Below are 18414 nucleotides of genomic sequence, written 5' to 3'. Positions count from 1 at the left end.
TTATTGCGTGGCCCAGACGATGCGGTGCAGCCAGGCGATTTCCGATGTATCGAAGCTGCGCTCCTGGTCGGGCTTGTTCAGATCCGACACTTCAACCCGGGTAAGGGTTTTGCGCACCAGGGCGCAGAGCAGGAATTCGCCGGCCACGGTGGCGGCCAGCAGGCGGTCGCCGCGCCGGATTTCGGCGCGCGGCGACAATATCAGCACCGCGTTCAGGCGATAGAGCGGCTCGAAGGCATGGGTATTCAGCTCCAGGGCATAGCTCCGGTCGTCATGCAGCCCGGGAAACGGCCGCAGATCCCAGGCGATGGATTCCGCACTGCGTGCTGTTTCAAGCTTGGCTGTATCAAGTTTGGCCGCATCAAGTTTGGCTGGATCGATCTGGCGGATCGGCAGGCCGGCGGGATCGAACAATGCCCGCAGCCGCTCCGGGTCGCCCGGCAATGCCGGCTGGCCGGGTTGCTGTTCCGGCCCATTGAGCGAGAGGAAATCCACGGTGGGGATGCGGAAGGCGGAGCCACGGCCGCCGGCGCTGCTATCCAGCAGCACTTCCAGGAATTCGGCCATGGTGGTGCCGGTGGCTTCCACCACCTTGGCAATGCTCTCGGTGGATGGCCAGCGCTGTTTGCCATCCCGCGCCGCGCGTTTGCTGCGGTTGAAGGTGGTGGGATCGAGGCCCGCCTTGCGGGCCAGGCCGGAGGCAGTCAGACCATGCTTTTCGGCCAGGGCATCGATCGCGGTCCAAATCGCTTTATGGGTTAACATGGGAACATCGTCCCACAGAGTAGCCGTTTTGGCTACAGGAATATGCACCAAAATAGTGTTTGACATGAGAACAATACAGGTTAATATTACAACATATAAAAAAAGTAGCAGACTGATCGCAATTCCCCGTTAAACGCAAACCTCCCCACTGCACCGAAAATGCCACATCCATGTCAAATGATACCCTTATTAGGTGATTCAATACCATCTAAATATCCCATTAAGATGAAATGGGCCGATCTGCCTTATGCAAACCAGGGCATTGGGCGGGTTGTGGTGGTGTTTTCAGAACAAAATAGGATCAAATACTTACGTCTGTTGAAGCCGGGATTCCGCCATTGTTTTGCTTACGGTTTGAGCCGGGCCGGCTGGATCGCGCTGGACCCGTTGTCGCAACGGCTGGTTCTCGACCTGGTCGATTTTCCCAGCCAAGCCGATCTGGCCGCTGCGTTTCGCCGCGCCGGATGGATGGCGCTGACAGTGGAGGCGCGCATGCCGCCGGAACGCCCGGCGCCGCCCGTGGCTTTCACCTGCGTGGAGGTGGTGAAGCGTCTTATAGGATTACAGGATTATACAATTAGAACACCATGGAAACTTTTTTGCTATCTAAGAGAGTTTTCCCTTGACGAAGGAATTCGATCCAATTATAAAAGTACATATCAGGAACAAAATCTGTCTTCCCGGTTGCAAGCCGGTGGAAGGCAGCCCTGGCGGATCAATAACAGCCGGCTGCGTGCCTGGCATGAAAGATGGAGGCAGATCATGGGCGGAATTTTCAGCAGCCCCTCGCCGCCGGCACCCATTCCGGCAGCCCCGGTGGTGCAGCCCGAGGATCCCAACGAAGAGGCGCAGCGTATCGCGCGGGAACGCCGCCGCCGCGCCCAGGGCGAAACCATCGCCACCTCCTATCGCGGCGTCTCCGGCGGCAACGACGGTGGCAGCGCCGAAGCCCGTAAGACGCTGCTGGGCGAATGAGGCCGATCATGCAAACCCTTCCCCCGATGTCCGATGCCAACATTGCCGATCCGCAGGCGACCGACCTGCGCGAGCGGTTCCGCAAGGCCAAGGCGGCGCGTTCGGCCTGGGAAACCCGCTGGCGCGATTGCTTCGACTACACCTTGCCGCTGTCTTCCGAACAGCATGGCGTGGGATCGTCCGGTCGCCAGGGCAGCCATAACCAGCCGGGCCGCCGCGCCGACACGCTGTTCGATGGCACGGCCGCCGATGCGGTGGATCAACTGGCTGCCAGCTTGCTGGCGCAGCTGACGCCGCCCTGGTCGCGCTGGTTCGCTTTTCAGCCGGGCGAGGAGATTGCGCCGGATATGCAGGGCGAGGTCGCCAGCCTGCTGGATCGCGCTTCGGCCCGGGCGCAGAATCATATCGACCGCTCCGATTTCGCTGTGGCGGCGCATCAATGCTATCTCGATCTGGTAACCGCCGGCACCGCCTGCCTGGCGGTGGAAGAAGCCGAACTCGGTGCGCCCTCGGTGCTGCGTTTCACGGCGGTGCCGATCCAGGATGTGGTGTTGGAAGAAGGCCCCAGCGGCCGGCTGGATGTGGCTTTCCGGCAGCGCCGGCTCAGCCCGCAGCAATTGCTGGCGCGTTATCCCAGAGCGGCCGCCGTGGTGGCCAGGCTGGGCAAGCAGAGCGACGGCGAAACCCGCATCGGCGTGCTGGAATGCGTGTTGCCGCGCGAAGGCGGCGGCAGGTCCGCCGCCGGCTATGATTTCATCGCGCTGCTGGAAGACGACATGGATGGCGCCGAAGCCGATAGTCTGATGCAAGGCGGCCTGCTGCAAGGCGGGCTTTTGGAACGCGGCCGTTTCCAACGCTCGCCGTTCATCGCCTTCCGCTGGATCAAGGCCGCCGGCGATGTGTATGGCCGTTCGCCGGTGATGAAGGCATTGCCCGATATCAAGACCGCCAACAAGGTGGTGGAACTGGTGTTGAAGAATGCCTCCATCGCCGTCACCGGGATCTGGCAGGCCGATGACGATGGCGTGCTCAATCCCGCCAATGTGAAGCTGGTGCCGGGCGCCATCATTCCCAAGGCGGTGGGTTCGTCGGGCCTTACGCCGCTGGCCGCGCCGGGCCGTTTCGATATCTCGCAACTGGTGCTCGACGATCTGCGCGGCCGCATCCGCCATGCGCTGCTGGTGGATCGGTTGGGCCAGGTGGCGGCACCGAAGATGAGCGCCACCGAAGTGCTGGAACGCGCCGCCGAAATGGCCCGGTTGCTGGGTGCGGTGTTCGGCCGGCTGCAAGGCGAATTCCTCACCCCGCTGATCGACCGCGTGGTGGAGATTCTGCAGCGGCGCGGCGAGATCCCGGATTTCGCCCTGGATGGCCGCGAGGTGAAGCTGGCGTATCAATCGCCGCTGGCGCGCGTGCAAAGCCAGGCCGACATCCAGGGCATCCTGATGTGGCTGGAGCAGATCAAGGCGCTGGGCCCCGCCGCCGATGCGGTGGTGGACAAGACCGCCGTGGCGCGCTGGCTCGGCCGCACGCTCGGCGTGCCCGGCGAATTCCTGCTCGAAGCCGGCGAACAACCCGCCGATCCTCAGCCGCCACAACAACAGCAGCAGCAGCAGCAGATCGGGGCCGATCCGATGGCGGCGCTGGCGCCGATGCTGCAGCAGGCTGCGCCGGCCTTGCAGCAAATGATGGAAGGTGCGGCATGACCGCGCGGCCGGTGGATACCGATCAACTGGCGCTGGATGCCGCGCGCTGTCTCGGCACGCCGCAGGGCGAAAGGCTGCTCGGGCATTTACGGCGCATCACCGTGGAACGCCGGCTGGCGCCGGATTGCCCGGAAGCCGAGTTGCGGCATCTCGAAGGCCAGCGCCATCTGCTGGCCCATATCGAGGCGCTGATGCAACGCGGCCGCGATGGCACGCAACTCGCCCGGATCGCGGAAGACTGAAAGAACATAACATGATCACGCAACCGAAAGGACCGACCTCGATGACCCAGAACCTGCTTACCGATGAAGCGCAGCCGGCGGCCATTCCGCCGGTTGCCGATGGCCTCGCCGCCGAAGGCATTGATGCCGTGCCGGCGAAATTCCGCGACCCGCAGACCGGCGCGATCCAGGTGGACAAGCTGCTGAAATCCTACCTGTCGCTGGAGCGCCGCATGGCCGGCATGGTGCGGCTGCCCGCCGAGGGCGACGCCGATGGCCTGCGCGGTTTCCATCGTGCGCTGGGCGTGCCCGATGCGCCCGATGGCTACAGCATCCAGCTGCGCCATCCGCAACTGCATGTGGATCCCGAGGTGAATGCCAAGCTGCATGCGGCCGGCTTCACGCCCGCCCAGGCCCAGCTGGTCTACGACCTGGCCTGCGATCATGTGATGCCGCAGATCGACGATCTGGTATCGGGCTTCAGCGCGCGCAGCGAACGCGAAAAGCTGGAACAGCATTTCGGCGGCCCGGCGCGCTACCGGGAAGTCGCCCGCAGCCTGGAAATCTGGGGCCGCGCCAATCTGCCGGAAAGCACCTTCGCGGCGCTGGCCAGCAATGCCCAGGGCGTGATCGCGCTGGAAGCCATGATGAAATCCGGCGAGCCGACGCTGCGGCGTGCCGAAGGCAGCGGCTCGGACGAGGCGCTGACCGAGGAACAGCTGGTCAAGCTGATGCAAGACCCGCGCTACTGGAAGCGTCGCGACCCCGAAATCCTCGACAAGGTTACCCAGGGTTTCCGGAGGCTGTATCCGGGCTGATCGCGCGCCCCAGGCCCGATATCCGGCCGGCGCATGAACCGGCCGGATATCGGGCAGCCTCTCCCGCTTTTGCATTTCCGTTCCGATAACCCGGCGCCAGGCCACCGCGCGCCTCTCCGGGCCGGGCGGCTCCCCGAACCGAATGCCTCTCCAGACGCGCCCGCTATTGCGGAGAACGCGATGGGCGAAGTGCACCCAACGCATTCCCGCAACTCGAAAAGGACACCCCAACATGACTCCCAATATCGAAACCGGCTTTGTGCGGCAGTTCGAAAAGGACGTGCACAATGCCTATCAGCGGCTCGGCTCCAAGCTGCGCCCCACGGTGCGCTCGAAGGGCGACATCAAGGGCGCTTCCACCACCTTCCAGAAGGTCGGCAAGGGCAGCGCCTCCACCAAGGCACGGCACGGCAAGGTGCCGGTGATGAATGTGGATCACGGCTCGGTGGAATGCGCCCTGCAGGATTATTATGCCGGCGAATGGCTCGATGCGCTCGACGAGATCAAGGTCGGCCATAGCGAGCGCGACGTGATCGTGAATGCCGGCGCCTATGCGCTGGGCCGCAAGACCGACGAGCTGATCATCAAGGCGCTGGACAGTTCCACCAACTATGCCGGCGGCAATGCCGATGGTCTCACCAAGGCGAAGATCCTCACCGCGTTCGAACTGCTCGGCGGCGCCGATGTGCCCGACGATGGCCAGCGCACCGCGGTGATCGGCTGGCGCCAGTGGAGCCAGTTGCTCGACATCCCGGAATTCGCCGATGCGGATTACGTGGGCGACGACAACCTGCCCTGGAAGGGCGCCCAGGCCAAGCAATGGCTGGGCACGCTGTGGATCGCCCATAGCGGCCTCACGCTCAGCGGCAATGTGCGGTTCTGCCATTGGTATCACAAGACCGCGCTCGGTCATGCCTCGGGCAAGGATGTGGAATCCGACATCTCCTGGCATGGCGACCGCGCCGCCCTGTTCATCAACAACATGATGAGTCAGGGCGCCGCGCTGATCGACGGCACCGGCGTGGTGACGCTCCGCTGCCTCGAAAGCTGATCCCGCCACCCCTCCCCAACATCCGCAAGAAGGAGACATCGTCATGGCTTACCAGGCCAAGAATCTGAGCGTGCTCGGCTACGCCAACGGCTTCACGCTCTGGCATTACACCACCACCGACACGGCGGCCACCGTGGATACCAGCGGCTATTTCAACGCGGCCGTGGAGATGCTGCGGGTCGGCGACTTCATCCTCGCCAACTGCGCCACCGGCGGCTCGCCGGCGCATGGCATCTTCGTGGTCGCCTCCAATAGCGGCGGCGTGGTGGATCTCGCCGATCTCACCGCGTTCGGCGGCACGGATACCGATTGATCCGGTTGCCTTCGCCCGCCTGACCGCTGCGCGCGTTTTGGGCCGCGCGCAGCCATCACCGAAACCCGGGATGCGTGTCATGGCGGCCCGGCCGGCGCGTGCTCCCCCGCGCCGGCCTGGGTGTCCCGGCGGTTTTCCCCGCCGCCGGGGCACCCCACCCGGGGAGCTTGCCCGCACGACAATGAAAGGATTCCAGCCATGGCGCTCAACGCCGTTCAGCTTTGCAGCCGGGCCCTGGTGGCGCTGGCCGCCCGCCCGATCAGCGCTTTCGATGATGGCAGCGTGGAAGCCGAAGTGGCGCGCCATGTCTATCCGGCCACCCGCGATGCGCTGCTGTCTGCCTATCCCTGGCGTTTCGCCACCGCGCAGACCGACCTGGCGCGCCTGGTCGCGCCGCCGCGCGCCGATTTCTCCCATGCCTTCCAGCTGCCGCCGGATTTCTTGCGCGCATTGTCGGCCGGTATCGCCGAACGCGGCCGCGGCATCGGCTATCGCATCGTGGCCGGCAACCTGCATGCCAATGCCGAGCAGATCACGCTGACCTATATCCTGCGGCCCGACGAAGCCTCGTTTCCGGCTTTCTTCGACCAGGCGCTGTGCGCGCGCCTGGCGGCGGAATTCTGCCTGCCGCTGACCGAGAGCACCAGCCGCGCGGAATTGCTGTTCAAGCTGTCGGAGGATGAATTCCGCCGCGCCAAGGCAGTGGACGCGCAGCAGGGCGAGCCCGGCCGCATCGAGGATTTCACTCTGGTGGAGGCGCGTTTGTGATGGCCAGGCTGCGCGCGTTCAAGAACAATTTCACTGCCGGCGAAATCGCCGCCGAATTGCTCGGCCGGCCCGATCTGTCGGCTTATGCCAACGGCGCCGCCAAGCTGCGCAACGTGCTGATCCGGCCCACCGGAGGCGTCACCCGACGGCCCGGCCTGCGCCATGTGGCCATGCTGCCCGATTCCGAGGATGAGGGCGCGCGGCTGGTCACCTTCCGCTTCAACACCGAGCAGACCTATCTGCTGCTGTTCATCGAAGGCGAGATCCGGGTGTTCCACCAGGAAACCCTGGCCGCCATCGTGGCCGCGCCCTGGTCCGCCGATCAGGTGCGCCAGCTCAGCTGGGTGCAGAGCGCCGATACGCTGTTCATCTGCCATCCGGATATTCCGCCGCAGCGCCTCACCCGCACCGCGCATGACAATTGGGATATCGCCGGCTTCGCTTTCAAGATCGAGGATGGCAGCGGCATCAAGCGCGTGCCGAGTTTCAAATTCGCCAAGGAAGACGTGACCCTGACGCCGTCTTCCACCAGCGGCACGATCACGCTCACCGCATCCGAGGATCTGTTCACCGACGCGCATATCGGCACCCGCTTCCGCATCAAGAAGAAGGAAGTGGAAATCACCGGCATCAGCTCGGCCACCCAGGCCACCGCCACCACCAAGGAATCCCTGGTGGATGCCGCGTCCACCCGCGATTGGGAGGAGCAGGCGTTTTCCGATCATCGCGGCTGGCCGGTGGCGGTGACGCTGTTCCAGGAGCGGCTGATCTTCGCCGGCTCGCGCGATTTGCCCAACCGGGTCTGGATGTCGAAAACCTCCGATATCACCAATTTCAATCTCGGCACCGCGCTGGACGACGAGTCGATCGAATTCTCCCTGCTCACCGATCAGGTGGAAGCGATCCGCGCCGTGGTGGCCGGGCGGCATCTGCAATTGTTCACCGCCGGCGCCGAATGGATGATCACCGGCGAGCCGCTCACGCCGGCCAAGCTGCGTGTCGATCGCCAGACCCGCATCGGCTCGCAGATCGAACGCAGCATTCCGCCCTGCCATGTGGATGGCGCCACCATGTTCATCGCCCGCGATGGGCGCGGTTTGCGGCAGTTCCTTTATACCGATCTCGACCAGGCCTATTCCGCCGAGGATATGGCTTTGCTGGTGCCGCATCTGTTCAACGATCCGCGCGGCATGGATTACGATGCCACGCGCAAGCTGATCCTGCTGCCGATGGGCGATGGCAGCCTGGCGGTGCAGACCAATTTCCGCAGCCAGCAGATCCTGGCCTGGACCAGATTGCAGACCGACGGCGCCTTCCGTGCCGTGGCGGTGCTGAACGACAGCATCTATGTGCTGGTGCAGCGCCAGAACGGTCTGTATCTCGAATGCCTGGATGAAGCCTGTTTCTGCGATGCCGCCTGGCGCGGCAGCAGCAATGATCCGAAAACCGTCTGGGGCGGGCTGGAGCATCTGGAAGGCCGCAGCGTGCGGGTGCGCGCCGATGGCATCGATCGCGGCAGCTACGGCATCGTCGATGGCATGCTCAGCCTGGCCAGCGCGGCCAGCAGCATCGAAGTGGGCCTGCCGTTCAAGCATGAGATCGAGCCGCTGCCGGCCGAGATCGGCGGCGATGCCATCGCGCAATCCGGCCCGGTGCGGCTGATCCGCGCGGTGTTCCGCCTGCAGGATACGGCGGCTTTGCTGGTGGATATGGGCAATGGCCCGCGTGCCCTGGCCTTCACCCGCTTCGGCGAAACCGGCGCGCTGGATGCAGCCCCGGTGCCGTTCACCGGCGACCGCGAAATGCGCGGCCTGGGCTGGGTGCGCGGTGTCGATAAACCGCTCTGGCGCATCGACCAGGCGGCGCCGCAACCCTTCACCCTGCTTTCCGTCTACACCGAACTGAAAGGAACCGAATAATGGCCGCAATTTCAGCAGCACCGTTGTTATGGGCTACGCTGGCAAGCAGTGCCGTCAGCACCGTTGCAGGCATGGCGAATTCCAGCGCTCAGGCCAAGGCCCAGGCTTCCGCCCAGGCGCAGCAGAAGCAGGCTTTGGATCGCCAATATGCCGATGCCGAGAAAGAGCGTCAGGATCGTCTGGCACGCAGCCAGGCGGCGCAGCGCGCGGCTTTCGCGGCATCGGGGGTTTCCGGCGATGGCTCGGCCGGTGCGCTGATGAACAACCTGCTGGCGGAAAGCGAGCAGGAACGCAGCCGGCTGGCCAGCAGCTATAACGACCAGCTTGCCAATTTCGATGCCGCCGGCCGCATCAACCTGCTGCGCCAGCGCGAAGCCACCACCAATGGCCTGCTCTCTTTGGTCCGCACCGGGCTGAATGCCTATGAGCGCAGCCAAACGAATCCGACACGGACATCGTAAGCGAAAGGATCCCCCATGACCGACCTGATCGTTTCCGCCGCGCCGCCGCGTGCGCAATTCATCGCCAACGGCTTGCAGACCGAATTCAGCCTGCCGTTTCCCGTATTGGCCGCCGCCGACCTGCTGGTCTGGATCGACGCCCTGCCCAGCGGCATCGGTTTCAGCGTGGGCAATCTCAACCAGAGCGCCGGGGCGGTGCTGCAATTCGCCACCGCGCCGGCCTCCGGCAGCCGCATCACGGCGGCGCGCCGCATGGCGATCAAGCGCGAAACCGATTTCGTGGAGGGCGGCGAATTCCGCGCTCGCGCGCTGAACGAGGAACTCGACCGCATCGCGTTGCTGTTGCAGCAGGTGGATGATTCGGCCAGCCGCGCCCTGCGCCTGCATGAAGCGGGATTGACGGTGCCGGCGGCGGATCTGGCGCTGCCCTATGGCGACCGTGCCGGCAAGCTGCTGGGCTTCGATGCCGATGGCCGGCCGGCTTTCTATGGCGAGGGCGATGTGCCCCAGGGCCCGCCGGGGCCGCAGGGTGCCCAGGGGCCTGCCGGTCCCACCGGCCCGCAAGGCGCGCAGGGTCCGCAAGGATCGCAGGGCGCCACCGGGCCTACCGGCGCGCAAGGTCCGCAAGGCGTGCAAGGTGCCACCGGCGCCACCGGTCCGCAGGGCGCGCAGGGCGCGGCGGGGCCGCAAGGCGTGCCGGGTCCGGCCGGGGCCACGGGGCCGCAGGGATCGCAAGGCATTCAGGGTCCGGGCGGGGCCCAGGGCATCCAGGGCATTCAGGGGCCGCAGGGCATTGCCGGCCAGAGCTTCACCCCCGATGAAGTGGGTCTGTATGCCGGCCGTGCCAGCCACGACGCGGAAGCCGATGGCTTCAGCTATCTGGCCACCGATACCGGCTATCTGTATTTCAAGCTCTCCGGCACGGCAGGCGATTGGTCCGATGGCGTGCCGTTCGGGCGCGGCGAACAGGGGCCCACCGGTCCGCAGGGCGGCATCGGCCCCCAGGGCGAACAGGGCGAGCAGGGCCCGCAAGGTGTGCAGGGCATTCAAGGCGTGCAGGGCGACAAGGGCCTGCAATGGCAGGGCGCCTGGTCGTCGGCCACGGCCTATGCGGTGGATGATGCGGTGGGCCGCAATGGCGCGGCCTATATCGCCTTGCAGGCCGGCACGGATCATGCGCCGGAAAGCTCGCCCACCTATTGGGCGCTGCTGGCCGCCAAGGGCGATACCGGCGCCACCGGCGCCACCGGGTCCGCAGGTGCCACGGGTGCCACGGGAGCCACCGGCGCCACCGGCCCGCAAGGCCCGGCCGGCGTGCAGGGCCCCACCGGGGCTACCGGTCCGCAAGGCCCCACCGGCGCTACCGGGCCCACGGGTGCCGCCGGCGCCATGGGTGCAACGGGTGCCACCGGCCCGCAAGGTCCGGCCGGCGCGGGCGTGCCCAGCGGCGGCGCTAGCGGCTATTTCCTCGCCAAGGCCTCGGGCAGCGATTACGACAGCGAATGGGTGGCGGTGCCGGCGGTGTTCGAAGCGCGGCTGCAATTCCTCGAACGCAATCTCGCCATCAATACGTTGCGCGACCAGATCGATGCCGGCTGGTCTTTGCTCAACATGGTGGATGGCATCGCCGATGAATTCGAAGACAGCACCGGCATCGGCTCGGCCGGCGGCGCCACCTACGATGCCGCCGGGGATTATTATCACAATCCCCTGGAAGGCGTGATTTCCGGCGGCAGCAGTATCGGCAATGCCACCTCGGGCGGCGGCCTGGCGGCAGCTTTCGATGCCAACGAAACGCAAACCTATTCCGCCGGTGCCTATTACAGTTCGGCCTCGCCATCCGATCCGTTGCTGCTGGGCAAGGATTGGGGCAGTGGCAACAGCCATACGGTCACCCGCTTCCGCGTGGTATCGGCCAGCGATGTGGGCTTCCAGGGTTACGGCGTGGATGGCGGCACCATCACCATCAAGCTGCAGGGCTCCAATAACGGCTCCAGCTGGACCGATCTGCATACCGGCAGCCTCACCGACAGTGCCACCAAGCTGGTGCATGATGTCACGTCGGGCATCAATACCAGCGCGGCCTATCGCTATCACCGCATCCACCTGACCTCCAATATCGGCAGCGGCGATCAGCGCTTCTGCGTGGCCGAGCTGCAATTCCATGCCATCACCAGCGGCGCCGATGTGGTTATGGTGAGCACGGCCTTCGCGGCCGAGATGGTGCCCGCCGAAGCCCGCGTGGTGCTGCTGCATCAGCCGGTGGACGGCGTGACGCTGAACACCGATGCCATCATCAAGGTGAGCCGCGACAACGGCACCACCTGGAGTAGCGGCACGCTTAGCGACGAGGGCAGCTTCGATGCCGCAACCAACATCCTCGCCGCCACCGTGGATCTGTCGGGCCAGCCATCCGGCAGTAGCATGAAATGGCGCTTCGAAACCCACAACGGCAAATCCCAGCGCCTGCATGGCGTGTGGCTGCAATGGAGGAATTGATCATGGCCGCATTTCCGATCAAGCCCGGCGACAAGCCGGTGAAGAATCCCAAGCCGCAGACCGCCGGGGAATGATCGCCATGTATGCCGATCATCTCGAGGCCGTGCGGTTCGGCCGGCGCTTTCAGGCGGTTACGCTGCGCAAGGCCAACGATGTGCTGCGCGTGTATGAGGATCTGCCGGCCAGCGCCAATGACGGCGACAAGGCGGAAGTGGCCCGCCAGGGCGCCTTCCGTGCCTTGCTGGCGCATATCGTGGCGGTGAAGCGGCTGCTGCCGCAACCCAGCGGCCCCGATGCGGAAGAAGCGGCGGCGCCTGAAATCGACGAGGCGGCGTTGCACGATATCCTCGGCCAGGCCCGCAAGCATGCGCTCGGCAGCGAAGAAAGCGGCCCCGATGACCTCTGATGCAGCAAGGCCATCGCAGCGCAATCTGCCGCCGAAGCTGGCCCGGGCGGTATCGCTGCCGGATTTCGTGCATGTGTGGAACCAGCGCCAGGGCCTCACCACGCCGGTACTGCATCTCAGCATCCTCGACTGGCTGGAGCAATGTTGGCGCAATGGCGACCGCGAATTGCTGCTGCTGGTGTTTCGCGATGCCGGCAAGAGCAGCCTGGTGGGTCTGTTCGCCGCCTGGCTTTTGCTGCGCGATCCCAATCTGCGCATCCTGGTGCTGGCCGCCGAACAGGCCCTGGCACGCAAGATGGTGCGCAATGTGAAACGCATCCTCGAACGCCATCCGCTCACGGCGGGCCTCAAGCCGTCCAGGCGCGAGCAATGGGCGGCGGATCAGTTCACCGTCAACCGCGTGCTGGAACTGCGCGATCCCTCCATGCTGGCGCGCGGCCTGGGCGGCAATATCACCGGCTGCCGCGCCGATGTGGTTTTGTGCGACGACGTGGAAGTGCCGGGTACGGCGGCCTCGCAGGCCAAGCGCGAGGAATTGCGCCAGCGCCTGGGCGAGATCGATTATGTGCTGGTGCCCACCGGCATGCAGCTCTATATCGGCACGCCGCATACCTATTACAGCATCTATGCCACCACGCCGCGCCGCGAGATCGGCGAGGATGCGCCTTTCCTCGATGGCTTCAAGCGGCTGGAATTGCCGATCGTGGATGAACAGGGGCGGTCGCGCTGGCCCGAGCGGTTTTCGCTCAAGCGGATCGAAACCATCCGCAAACGCTCCGGCCCGGCGAAATTCGCCAGCCAGATGCTGTTGCAGCCCACGGCCGCCGAAGATGGCCGGCTGAATCCCGATCTGCTGCGGCCCTATGGCGACGAGATTGCGCTGCATCAGGCCGGCGGGCATTGGCAGCTCAGCATCGGCGCACGCCGCATGCATTCGGCCTCGTGTTGGTGGGATCCGGCCTATGGCACGCCGCGCAAGGGCGATGGCAGCGTGATCGCGGCGATGTTCAGCGATGGCGAGGGTGGGTATTTCCTGCATCGCGTGGCCTATCTGCAGCATGATCCGCGCCGGTTGGAGGAAACCGATGCGGCCACCCAGCTTTGCCGCCAGGTGGTGGGTTTTCTGCGCGACCTGCATCTGCCCGCCGTGCGGATCGAGAGCAACGGCTTGGGCAAATTCCTGCCCGGGCTGCTGCGGCGCGAATTGGCGCTGGCAGCGGATGAGGATTGGCCGGGTGCCGCGGTGATCGAATGCAACAGCCGCCAGGCCAAGGCAGCCCGCATTCTTGCCGCCTTCGATGCGCCGCTGGCGGCCGGCGCCATCCATGCCCATGACAGCGTGCTGGCTTCGCCCTTCCTGGTGGAGATGCGCGAATGGCGGCCGGGCATTTCCCAGGGCCGCGACGATGGCCTGGATGCGGTGGCCGGCTGTCTGCTCAGCGAACCGGTGCGGCTGAGCGCACAGGCGAAAACCAGGGCACGGCGCCGCGATTGGCGGCCGGGCGGCGGCGGTTTCAATGCCGATAGCGATTTCACCCCCTAGACAGAGAAGGATATTCCCATGCCTGCCACGCTTTTCACCATCGACCTCGCCTGGTGGCTCACGGCGGTGGAACTGCCGGCGCTGGCCGGGCTGTTCTGGCTGCAACAGCGCCAGCGCGACGATTGCAGCCGCGCGCTGGAGAATGCCAACCGCGACAGCCGCACGGCGATCCATGCCCTGCGTGCCGCGCTGGCCGATTACAAGCTGGAAGTGGCGCAGACCTATGCCTCCATCGGCCTGCTGAAGGATGTGGAAACCCGGTTGACCGAACATCTGCTGCGCATCGAAACCAAGCTGGATCAGGCCAGCCTGCAGCAATATGGCATGCGGTCATGACCCCGGCGCGGCAACGCGAACAGGCCGGCCATGCCGCCCGCGAGCGCGAGATCGACGTGCTGGCGCGCACGCTGTGGGGCGAAGCGCGCGGCGAGGGCGAGGCCGGCATGGCGGCGGTGGCCGCCGTGATCGTCAACCGCGCGCGGCGGCCGGGCTGGTGGGGCCGCGATATCGTCGAGGTCTGCCTCCGGCCCTGGCAATTCTCCTGCTGGAATGCCGGGGATCCGAACCGCGACAAGCTGTTGCGCGTGGGCGCCATCGATAACAGCTTCGCCGCCGCCTTGCGCATCGCGCGTCTGGCGCTGGCCGGCGCGCTGCCCGATCCCACCCATGGAGCCACGCATTACCACGCGGCGGATATCCTGCCCGGCTGGGCGCGCGGGCACGAGCCCTGCGCGCGGATCGGCCGGCATGTGTTTTACGATCATATCGCATAGGAGGCGGCCATGCTCGGCAGATTGATCGGTGCCCTGGGTGGTACCTTGGCTGGCGGCGGCGTTGCCAGCCCCATCGAGGCGATTGGCAACGTGTTCGATAAATTATTCACCTCCGATGCCGAACGTGCCCAGGCCGAGGCGGTGCTGGAAAAGCTGCGCCAGCATCCGGGTGAATTGCAGGTGGAACTGAACAAGATCGAGGCGGCGCATCGCTCGATTTTCGTCGCCGGCTGGCGGCCCGCTGTGGGCTGGGTCTGCGCCGCCGGCGTGGCCTGGGCCTATATCGGGCATCCGATATTCCAATGGGCCGCAGCGCTCTGGGCGCCGGGCCTGCAACCGCCGGGTATCCTGACCGATAACCTGATCGAACTTGTGCTTGCCATGCTCGGCATGGCCGGTTTGCGCACCCTGGAAAAGGCGACAGGCCGGGTGAAATAAGCTACAAGTCCGGCCCATGACCATGATCTATCACATGGCCGCCCTGGCCGATTGGCAGGCGGCGTTGCAAAGCGGCTCTTACGCCGGCTCGCCCGACGATCTGCGCGACGGCTTCATGCATTTTTCCACTGCCGCGCAGGTGGCGGCCTCGGCGGCCAAACATCGCGCCGGGCGCGCCGATCTGCTGCTGCTCAGCATAAAGGCCGAAAGCCTGGGCGATGCCTTGAAATGGGAACCGGCGCGCGGCGGCGATCTGTTTCCGCATCTCTATGCCAGCCTGCGGCCCGATCAGGTGCACAGCATCCGCCCATTGCCGCTGGGCCAGGATGGCGTGCATATGTTTCCGCCGCTGGATTGAGCGATGCAGCCTGCGGTTTTCCGTCGCGATCCCTTCTGGAATACCCGGGTGGAATCGTTTTTCGTGCAGGCGCTGATGCCGCCGGAAAGCGCCGCCGCACTGGATGCGGTGCGCGACGAGATTGAGGCCATCGCGCCCGGCGCCTTCCTGCGCGCGCCGACGCATCGCCTGCATGTTTCGGTGCATGTGTTTGCCAGCCCGCGCGAGGATTTCGACAAGCAGGCTTTCTGGGCCGCGGCGGAAGCTCCGGCGCTGGCGGCGCTGGATGAATATTGCGCCGGCGCGAAGGCCTTCGCATGGCATTTCCAGCGATTGCAGGCGGCCGAACTGGCCGTGATCGCCCTGGCCGCACCCGATGAGCATGCGTTGGGTCTGCGCCGGCTGCTGAGCGAACGGGTGAAGCGCCCGGCCGGTCTGCGGCCGCCCTATGCGGAGATTCATTGCACGTTGTTGCGGTATGCCGCACCGGAAAAGCTGCCCGCCGATTTCGCCGCCCGCATCGCCGCCCTGCCCTGTTCGGTGCACGCGCATATCGCGGCACTGGAATTGCTCGGCGGCGAAGTGTATCCCTCGCTGCAAACCAGAACCCTGAAAAGCTATCGCCTGGATCAAGCATGAGCCTCTACAGCACATTGGCCTGGCCGCTGCTGCGCCATATCGAAGCCGAAACCGCCCATGGCCTCACGCTCATGGCGCTCAAAACCGGCCTGCTGCCCGATCTGCGGCGTGCACCCGACGATCGCCTGCGCTGCAAGCTGGCCGGCATGCAGATGGATAATCCGGTAGGCCTGGCCGCCGGTTTCGACAAGCATGGCGAAGTGCCCGATGCCATGCTGCGCATGGGTTTCGGTTTCGCGGAGATCGGCTGCGTCACGCCGCTGCCGCAGCCGGGCAATCCGCGTCCGCGTGTATTCCGCCTGGAGGAAGACCGCGCGGTGATCAACCGCTTCGGCTTCAACAGCGAAGGATTGGAGGCCGTTGCAGCACGGCTGGCTTCGCGCAATTACAAGGCGCGCGGCCCGGTGGGCGCCAATCTGGGGGCCAACAAGGAAAGCCAGGATCGTGCCGGCGATTTCAGCATCGGCTATGCCAAGCTGGCGCCGCTGCTGGATTTCCTGGTGGTGAATGTGTCGTCGCCCAACACGCCGGGGCTGCGCAACCTGCAGGGCCGCGCCGAACTGGCCGGTCTGCTGGAGCGCATGGCGCCGCATCGCCAGGCCTGCCCGCGGCCGCTTTTCGTGAAGATCGCCCCCGATCTGACCGATGAGGATTTGCAGGATATCGCCGCGCTGGCGCTGGACCACAAGCTGGATGGCATCATCGCCACCAACACCACGATCCTGCGGCCCGAAAGCCTGCGCAGCGCCAACAAGGCGGAAGCCGGCGGATTGTCGGGTGCGCCGCTGCGCGAGCAGAGCACCGATGTGCTGCGCAAATTGTATCCGCTGGTGCGGGGCAAGCTGCACCTGGTCGGCGTGGGCGGCATCGCCTCGGGTGCCGATGCCTATGCCAAGATCCGCGCCGGCGCCGCGGCCGTGCAGGTTTATTCCGCGTTGATCTATGAAGGCCCTGGCCTGGTCGGCCGCATCAATGCCGAATTGTCAGAGCTGTTGCGCCGCGACGGCTTCGCCACTGTGGCCGATGCGGTGGGCGCGGATTTCAGTTAGCGCCGGCCGGTTTTTGCTGAAGCAAATGAGGCGGCGCGGGCACGGCGCTCGCCGATGCCTTCCGCCAGCAAGGTGGCGGTGAAGGTGTTGAGGCTGACGCCTTCCTGGGCAGCGCGTTCCGCCAGTTTGCGATGCAGAGAGCGCGGCACCCGCACCCGCCATTGGCCGGAAAAGGCATCGTCGCGGCGTGGCGCGGGAATCCGGTCGCCGAATTCCTGCGCGGTGGCAATCCAGGCGGCGATGGCGGCACGGGCATCGCGCAAGGCGGCTTCCGGTGTGGCCCCATCGCCATGGCAGCCGGGCAAATCCGGCACGCTGGCCAGCCAGCCGCCGCCCTCGGCGGATGTCAGCCGCCGCACGGTGATGGGATAATCCTTGTCCACCGCTGCGGTTTTACGTTTCAGTGCCATCGTTACCCAGTCCCTCAAGCATGCGGATGAAAAGCTTGATGTAAATCGGTTTGATCGGTCGCTTCGCCGGTACGGTCAGGATGGCGCCGGAGGCATGCCGGAACGTGACATGGCTGCTGCCCGGTTGCCGCCAGTCCAAACCATGGGCTTCAGCCACGGTCTTCAATTGCTCGATTCGCCAGTCCAGCGGGTTGCGCCGCATGGCGGCAAGCAATTTATCGGCTTTGCCCATGGCTTATTATGGTACCGGCAGTGGTACCACGCAAGCGATAAAAAAACGCCGCCCCGGGGTTGCGGGGCGGCGCTGTCGCGATCCCTGCGGATCAGGCGTTCTTGATCGGATTGCGCAATACGCCCACGCCGCTGATATCCACTTCCACCACGTCGCCATCCTTCATCCAGAGCGGCGGGTTGCGCTTGGCGCCGACGCCGCCGGGCGTGCCCGACGCGATCACGTCGCCGGGCTTCAGCGGCAGCCAGGTGGTGACATAGGCGATGATCTTGCGGATGTTGAAGGTCATCAGATCGGTGCCGGATTTCTGCACGGTCTGGCCGTTCAGGCGGGTTTCCAGCATCAGCGCCTGCGGATCGGGAATCTCGTCGGCGGTCACCATCCAGGGGCCGAAGCCGCCGGTGGCGGGGAAATTCTTGCCCGGGGTGAACTGGCTGGTATGGTTCTGCCAATCGCGGATCGAGCCGTCGTTGTAGCAGCTATAGCCGGCGATGATGGACAGCGCATCGGCTTCCTTCACCTTGAAGCCTTCCTTGCCGATCACCACGGCAAGCTCGCCTTCGTAATCGAACTTTTCGGATTCCGCCGGGCGCAGCATGGGCTTGCCATGGCCGATCTGGCTTTCCGGAAAGCGCACGAAGCAGGTGGGGTGGCCCGGCGGTTCGCGGCCCATTTCGCGGCGATGCTCGTCGTAATTCACGCCGATGCAAACGATCTTGCCCGGATTGGGGATCACCGGCAGCAGGTCCAGGCTTTCCACCGGGCCCACGGATGCACCATCGGCCTTGGCCAGTTCGCCCAGCGCGCCGGCCTTCAGCACGGCCACCAGATCGGGATATTTCGCGCCCAGCGTGCCGGTCAGGTCGATCACATTGCCATCGGCGCCAACACGGCCATAGGAGGGCTTGCCTTTGGCGTTGAAAGTCACCACCTTCATCTGCGTCTCTTTCTCTTGTCGTATGGTTTCTTAGGTTTTCCGCAAGCGGATGATACCGCAAACGGGTTTGGGGAGCCGGGATTGTGATATCGCCGTACCGTGATGTGCACGGCGCCTGGATTTACAGGGCGCCAGGATTTGCACGGGCCAGACG

Annotated in this window: 22 protein-coding genes; 18 read left to right on the top strand and 4 right to left on the bottom strand. The window is 65.3% G+C overall.

Translation table 11 applies throughout. The features are described from left to right. Positions 1-765, bottom strand: a complete 765-nt coding sequence (locus tag KF827_RS09925) for a helix-turn-helix transcriptional regulator (protein ID WP_291004284.1) — start codon at positions 763-765, stop codon at positions 1-3. A gap of 225 nt (positions 766-990) precedes the next feature. On the opposite strand from KF827_RS09925, the gene KF827_RS09920 reads away from it, so the two are divergent. The 18 genes from KF827_RS09920 (at position 991) to KF827_RS09835 (ending at position 16681) form a co-directional block, all read left to right on the top strand. Continuing rightward, positions 991-1740 carry a hypothetical protein gene (locus KF827_RS09920; protein WP_291004281.1) on the top strand — a complete coding sequence of 250 codons (750 nt, stop codon included), beginning with the start codon at positions 991-993 and terminating at the stop codon, positions 1738-1740. A gap of 8 nt (positions 1741-1748) precedes the next feature. Next, the gene (locus KF827_RS09915; protein WP_291004279.1) at positions 1749-3446 is read left to right on the top strand and encodes a portal protein; all 1698 of its coding nucleotides are present in this window, start codon (positions 1749-1751) and stop codon (positions 3444-3446) included. Beyond that, a complete protein-coding gene (locus KF827_RS09910; protein ID WP_291004276.1) occupies positions 3443-3688 on the top strand; it encodes a hypothetical protein in 246 nt (81 codons plus the stop codon). Before KF827_RS09915 ends, KF827_RS09910 begins: the two co-directional genes overlap by 4 nt. A gap of 11 nt (positions 3689-3699) precedes the next feature. Then, entirely contained in the window at positions 3700-4485 is a 786-nt protein-coding gene (locus KF827_RS09905) for a hypothetical protein (protein ID WP_291004273.1), read from the top strand. Positions 4486-4717: 232 nt separating this feature from the next. Next, positions 4718-5536: a phage capsid protein gene (locus KF827_RS09900; protein WP_291004271.1), complete on the top strand. Its 819-nt coding sequence runs from the start codon at positions 4718-4720 to the stop codon at positions 5534-5536. A 43-nt stretch (positions 5537-5579) separates the two neighbouring features. Next, on the top strand, positions 5580-5849 hold the full coding sequence (locus tag KF827_RS09895) for a hypothetical protein (RefSeq protein WP_291004268.1): 270 nt from the start codon (positions 5580-5582) through the stop codon (positions 5847-5849). 198 nt (positions 5850-6047) lie between these two features. Then, positions 6048-6617 carry a hypothetical protein gene (locus KF827_RS09890; RefSeq protein ID WP_291004265.1) on the top strand — a complete coding sequence of 190 codons (570 nt, stop codon included), beginning with the start codon at positions 6048-6050 and terminating at the stop codon, positions 6615-6617. After that, a complete protein-coding gene (locus KF827_RS09885) occupies positions 6617-8536 on the top strand; it encodes a hypothetical protein (RefSeq protein ID WP_291004262.1) in 1920 nt (639 codons plus the stop codon). The genes KF827_RS09890 and KF827_RS09885 overlap by 1 nt, the downstream gene beginning before the upstream one ends. Then, entirely contained in the window at positions 8536-8997 is a 462-nt protein-coding gene (locus tag KF827_RS09880; protein ID WP_291004258.1) for a hypothetical protein, read from the top strand. Before KF827_RS09885 ends, KF827_RS09880 begins: the two co-directional genes overlap by 1 nt. Before the next feature lie 15 nt (positions 8998-9012). Then, positions 9013-11496 (top strand): hypothetical protein, encoded by a 2484-nt coding sequence (locus tag KF827_RS09875; RefSeq protein WP_291004255.1) that lies wholly within the window; start codon positions 9013-9015, stop codon positions 11494-11496. Between the two features lie 79 nt (positions 11497-11575). Next, complete coding sequence (locus KF827_RS09870; RefSeq protein WP_291004252.1) at positions 11576-11902, top strand: hypothetical protein; 327 nt, start codon at positions 11576-11578, stop codon at positions 11900-11902. After that, positions 11892-13445 carry a phage terminase large subunit gene (gene terL, locus KF827_RS09865; protein WP_291004249.1) on the top strand — a complete coding sequence of 518 codons (1554 nt, stop codon included), beginning with the start codon at positions 11892-11894 and terminating at the stop codon, positions 13443-13445. Before KF827_RS09870 ends, terL begins: the two co-directional genes overlap by 11 nt. An 18-nt stretch (positions 13446-13463) precedes the next feature. Then, on the top strand, positions 13464-13781 hold the full coding sequence (locus KF827_RS09860) for a hypothetical protein (protein WP_291004246.1): 318 nt from the start codon (positions 13464-13466) through the stop codon (positions 13779-13781). After that, complete coding sequence (locus KF827_RS09855) at positions 13778-14218, top strand: cell wall hydrolase (RefSeq protein WP_291004243.1); 441 nt, start codon at positions 13778-13780, stop codon at positions 14216-14218. Before KF827_RS09860 ends, KF827_RS09855 begins: the two co-directional genes overlap by 4 nt. Before the next feature lie 9 nt (positions 14219-14227). Then, positions 14228-14656, top strand: a complete 429-nt coding sequence (locus KF827_RS09850; protein WP_291004240.1) for a 3TM-type holin — start codon at positions 14228-14230, stop codon at positions 14654-14656. Between the two features lie 16 nt (positions 14657-14672). Beyond that, entirely contained in the window at positions 14673-15014 is a 342-nt protein-coding gene (locus tag KF827_RS09845) for a DUF952 domain-containing protein (RefSeq protein WP_291004237.1), read from the top strand. Positions 15015-15017: 3 nt separating this feature from the next. After that, a complete protein-coding gene (locus KF827_RS09840) occupies positions 15018-15632 on the top strand; it encodes a hypothetical protein (RefSeq protein WP_291004235.1) in 615 nt (204 codons plus the stop codon). Continuing rightward, complete coding sequence (locus tag KF827_RS09835) at positions 15629-16681, top strand: quinone-dependent dihydroorotate dehydrogenase (protein ID WP_291004232.1); 1053 nt, start codon at positions 15629-15631, stop codon at positions 16679-16681. The genes KF827_RS09840 and KF827_RS09835 overlap by 4 nt, the downstream gene beginning before the upstream one ends. Here the strand turns inward: KF827_RS09835 and KF827_RS09830 are convergent. From KF827_RS09830 to KF827_RS09820, 3 genes are all read right to left on the bottom strand, one after another. Then, entirely contained in the window at positions 16678-17091 is a 414-nt protein-coding gene (locus KF827_RS09830; protein WP_291004229.1) for a type II toxin-antitoxin system HicB family antitoxin, read from the bottom strand. The two genes, KF827_RS09835 and KF827_RS09830, sit on opposite strands and share 4 nt — an antisense overlap. Continuing rightward, positions 17075-17323, bottom strand: coding sequence for a hypothetical protein (locus KF827_RS09825; RefSeq protein WP_291004226.1), 249 nt, complete (start codon positions 17321-17323; stop codon positions 17075-17077). The genes KF827_RS09830 and KF827_RS09825 overlap by 17 nt, the downstream gene beginning before the upstream one ends. A 91-nt stretch (positions 17324-17414) precedes the next feature. Next, positions 17415-18260 carry a fumarylacetoacetate hydrolase family protein gene (locus KF827_RS09820; protein ID WP_291004223.1) on the bottom strand — a complete coding sequence of 282 codons (846 nt, stop codon included), beginning with the start codon at positions 18258-18260 and terminating at the stop codon, positions 17415-17417. Between the last annotated feature and the right edge of the window lie 154 nt (positions 18261-18414).

The sequence above is a fragment of the Ferrovibrio sp. genome (assembly GCF_019636075.1).
Lineage (GTDB): Bacteria > Pseudomonadota > Alphaproteobacteria > Ferrovibrionales > Ferrovibrionaceae > Ferrovibrio.
The sequence above is the reverse complement of the archived record's forward strand: the minus strand, read 5'-3'. Positions and strand labels throughout refer to the sequence as shown.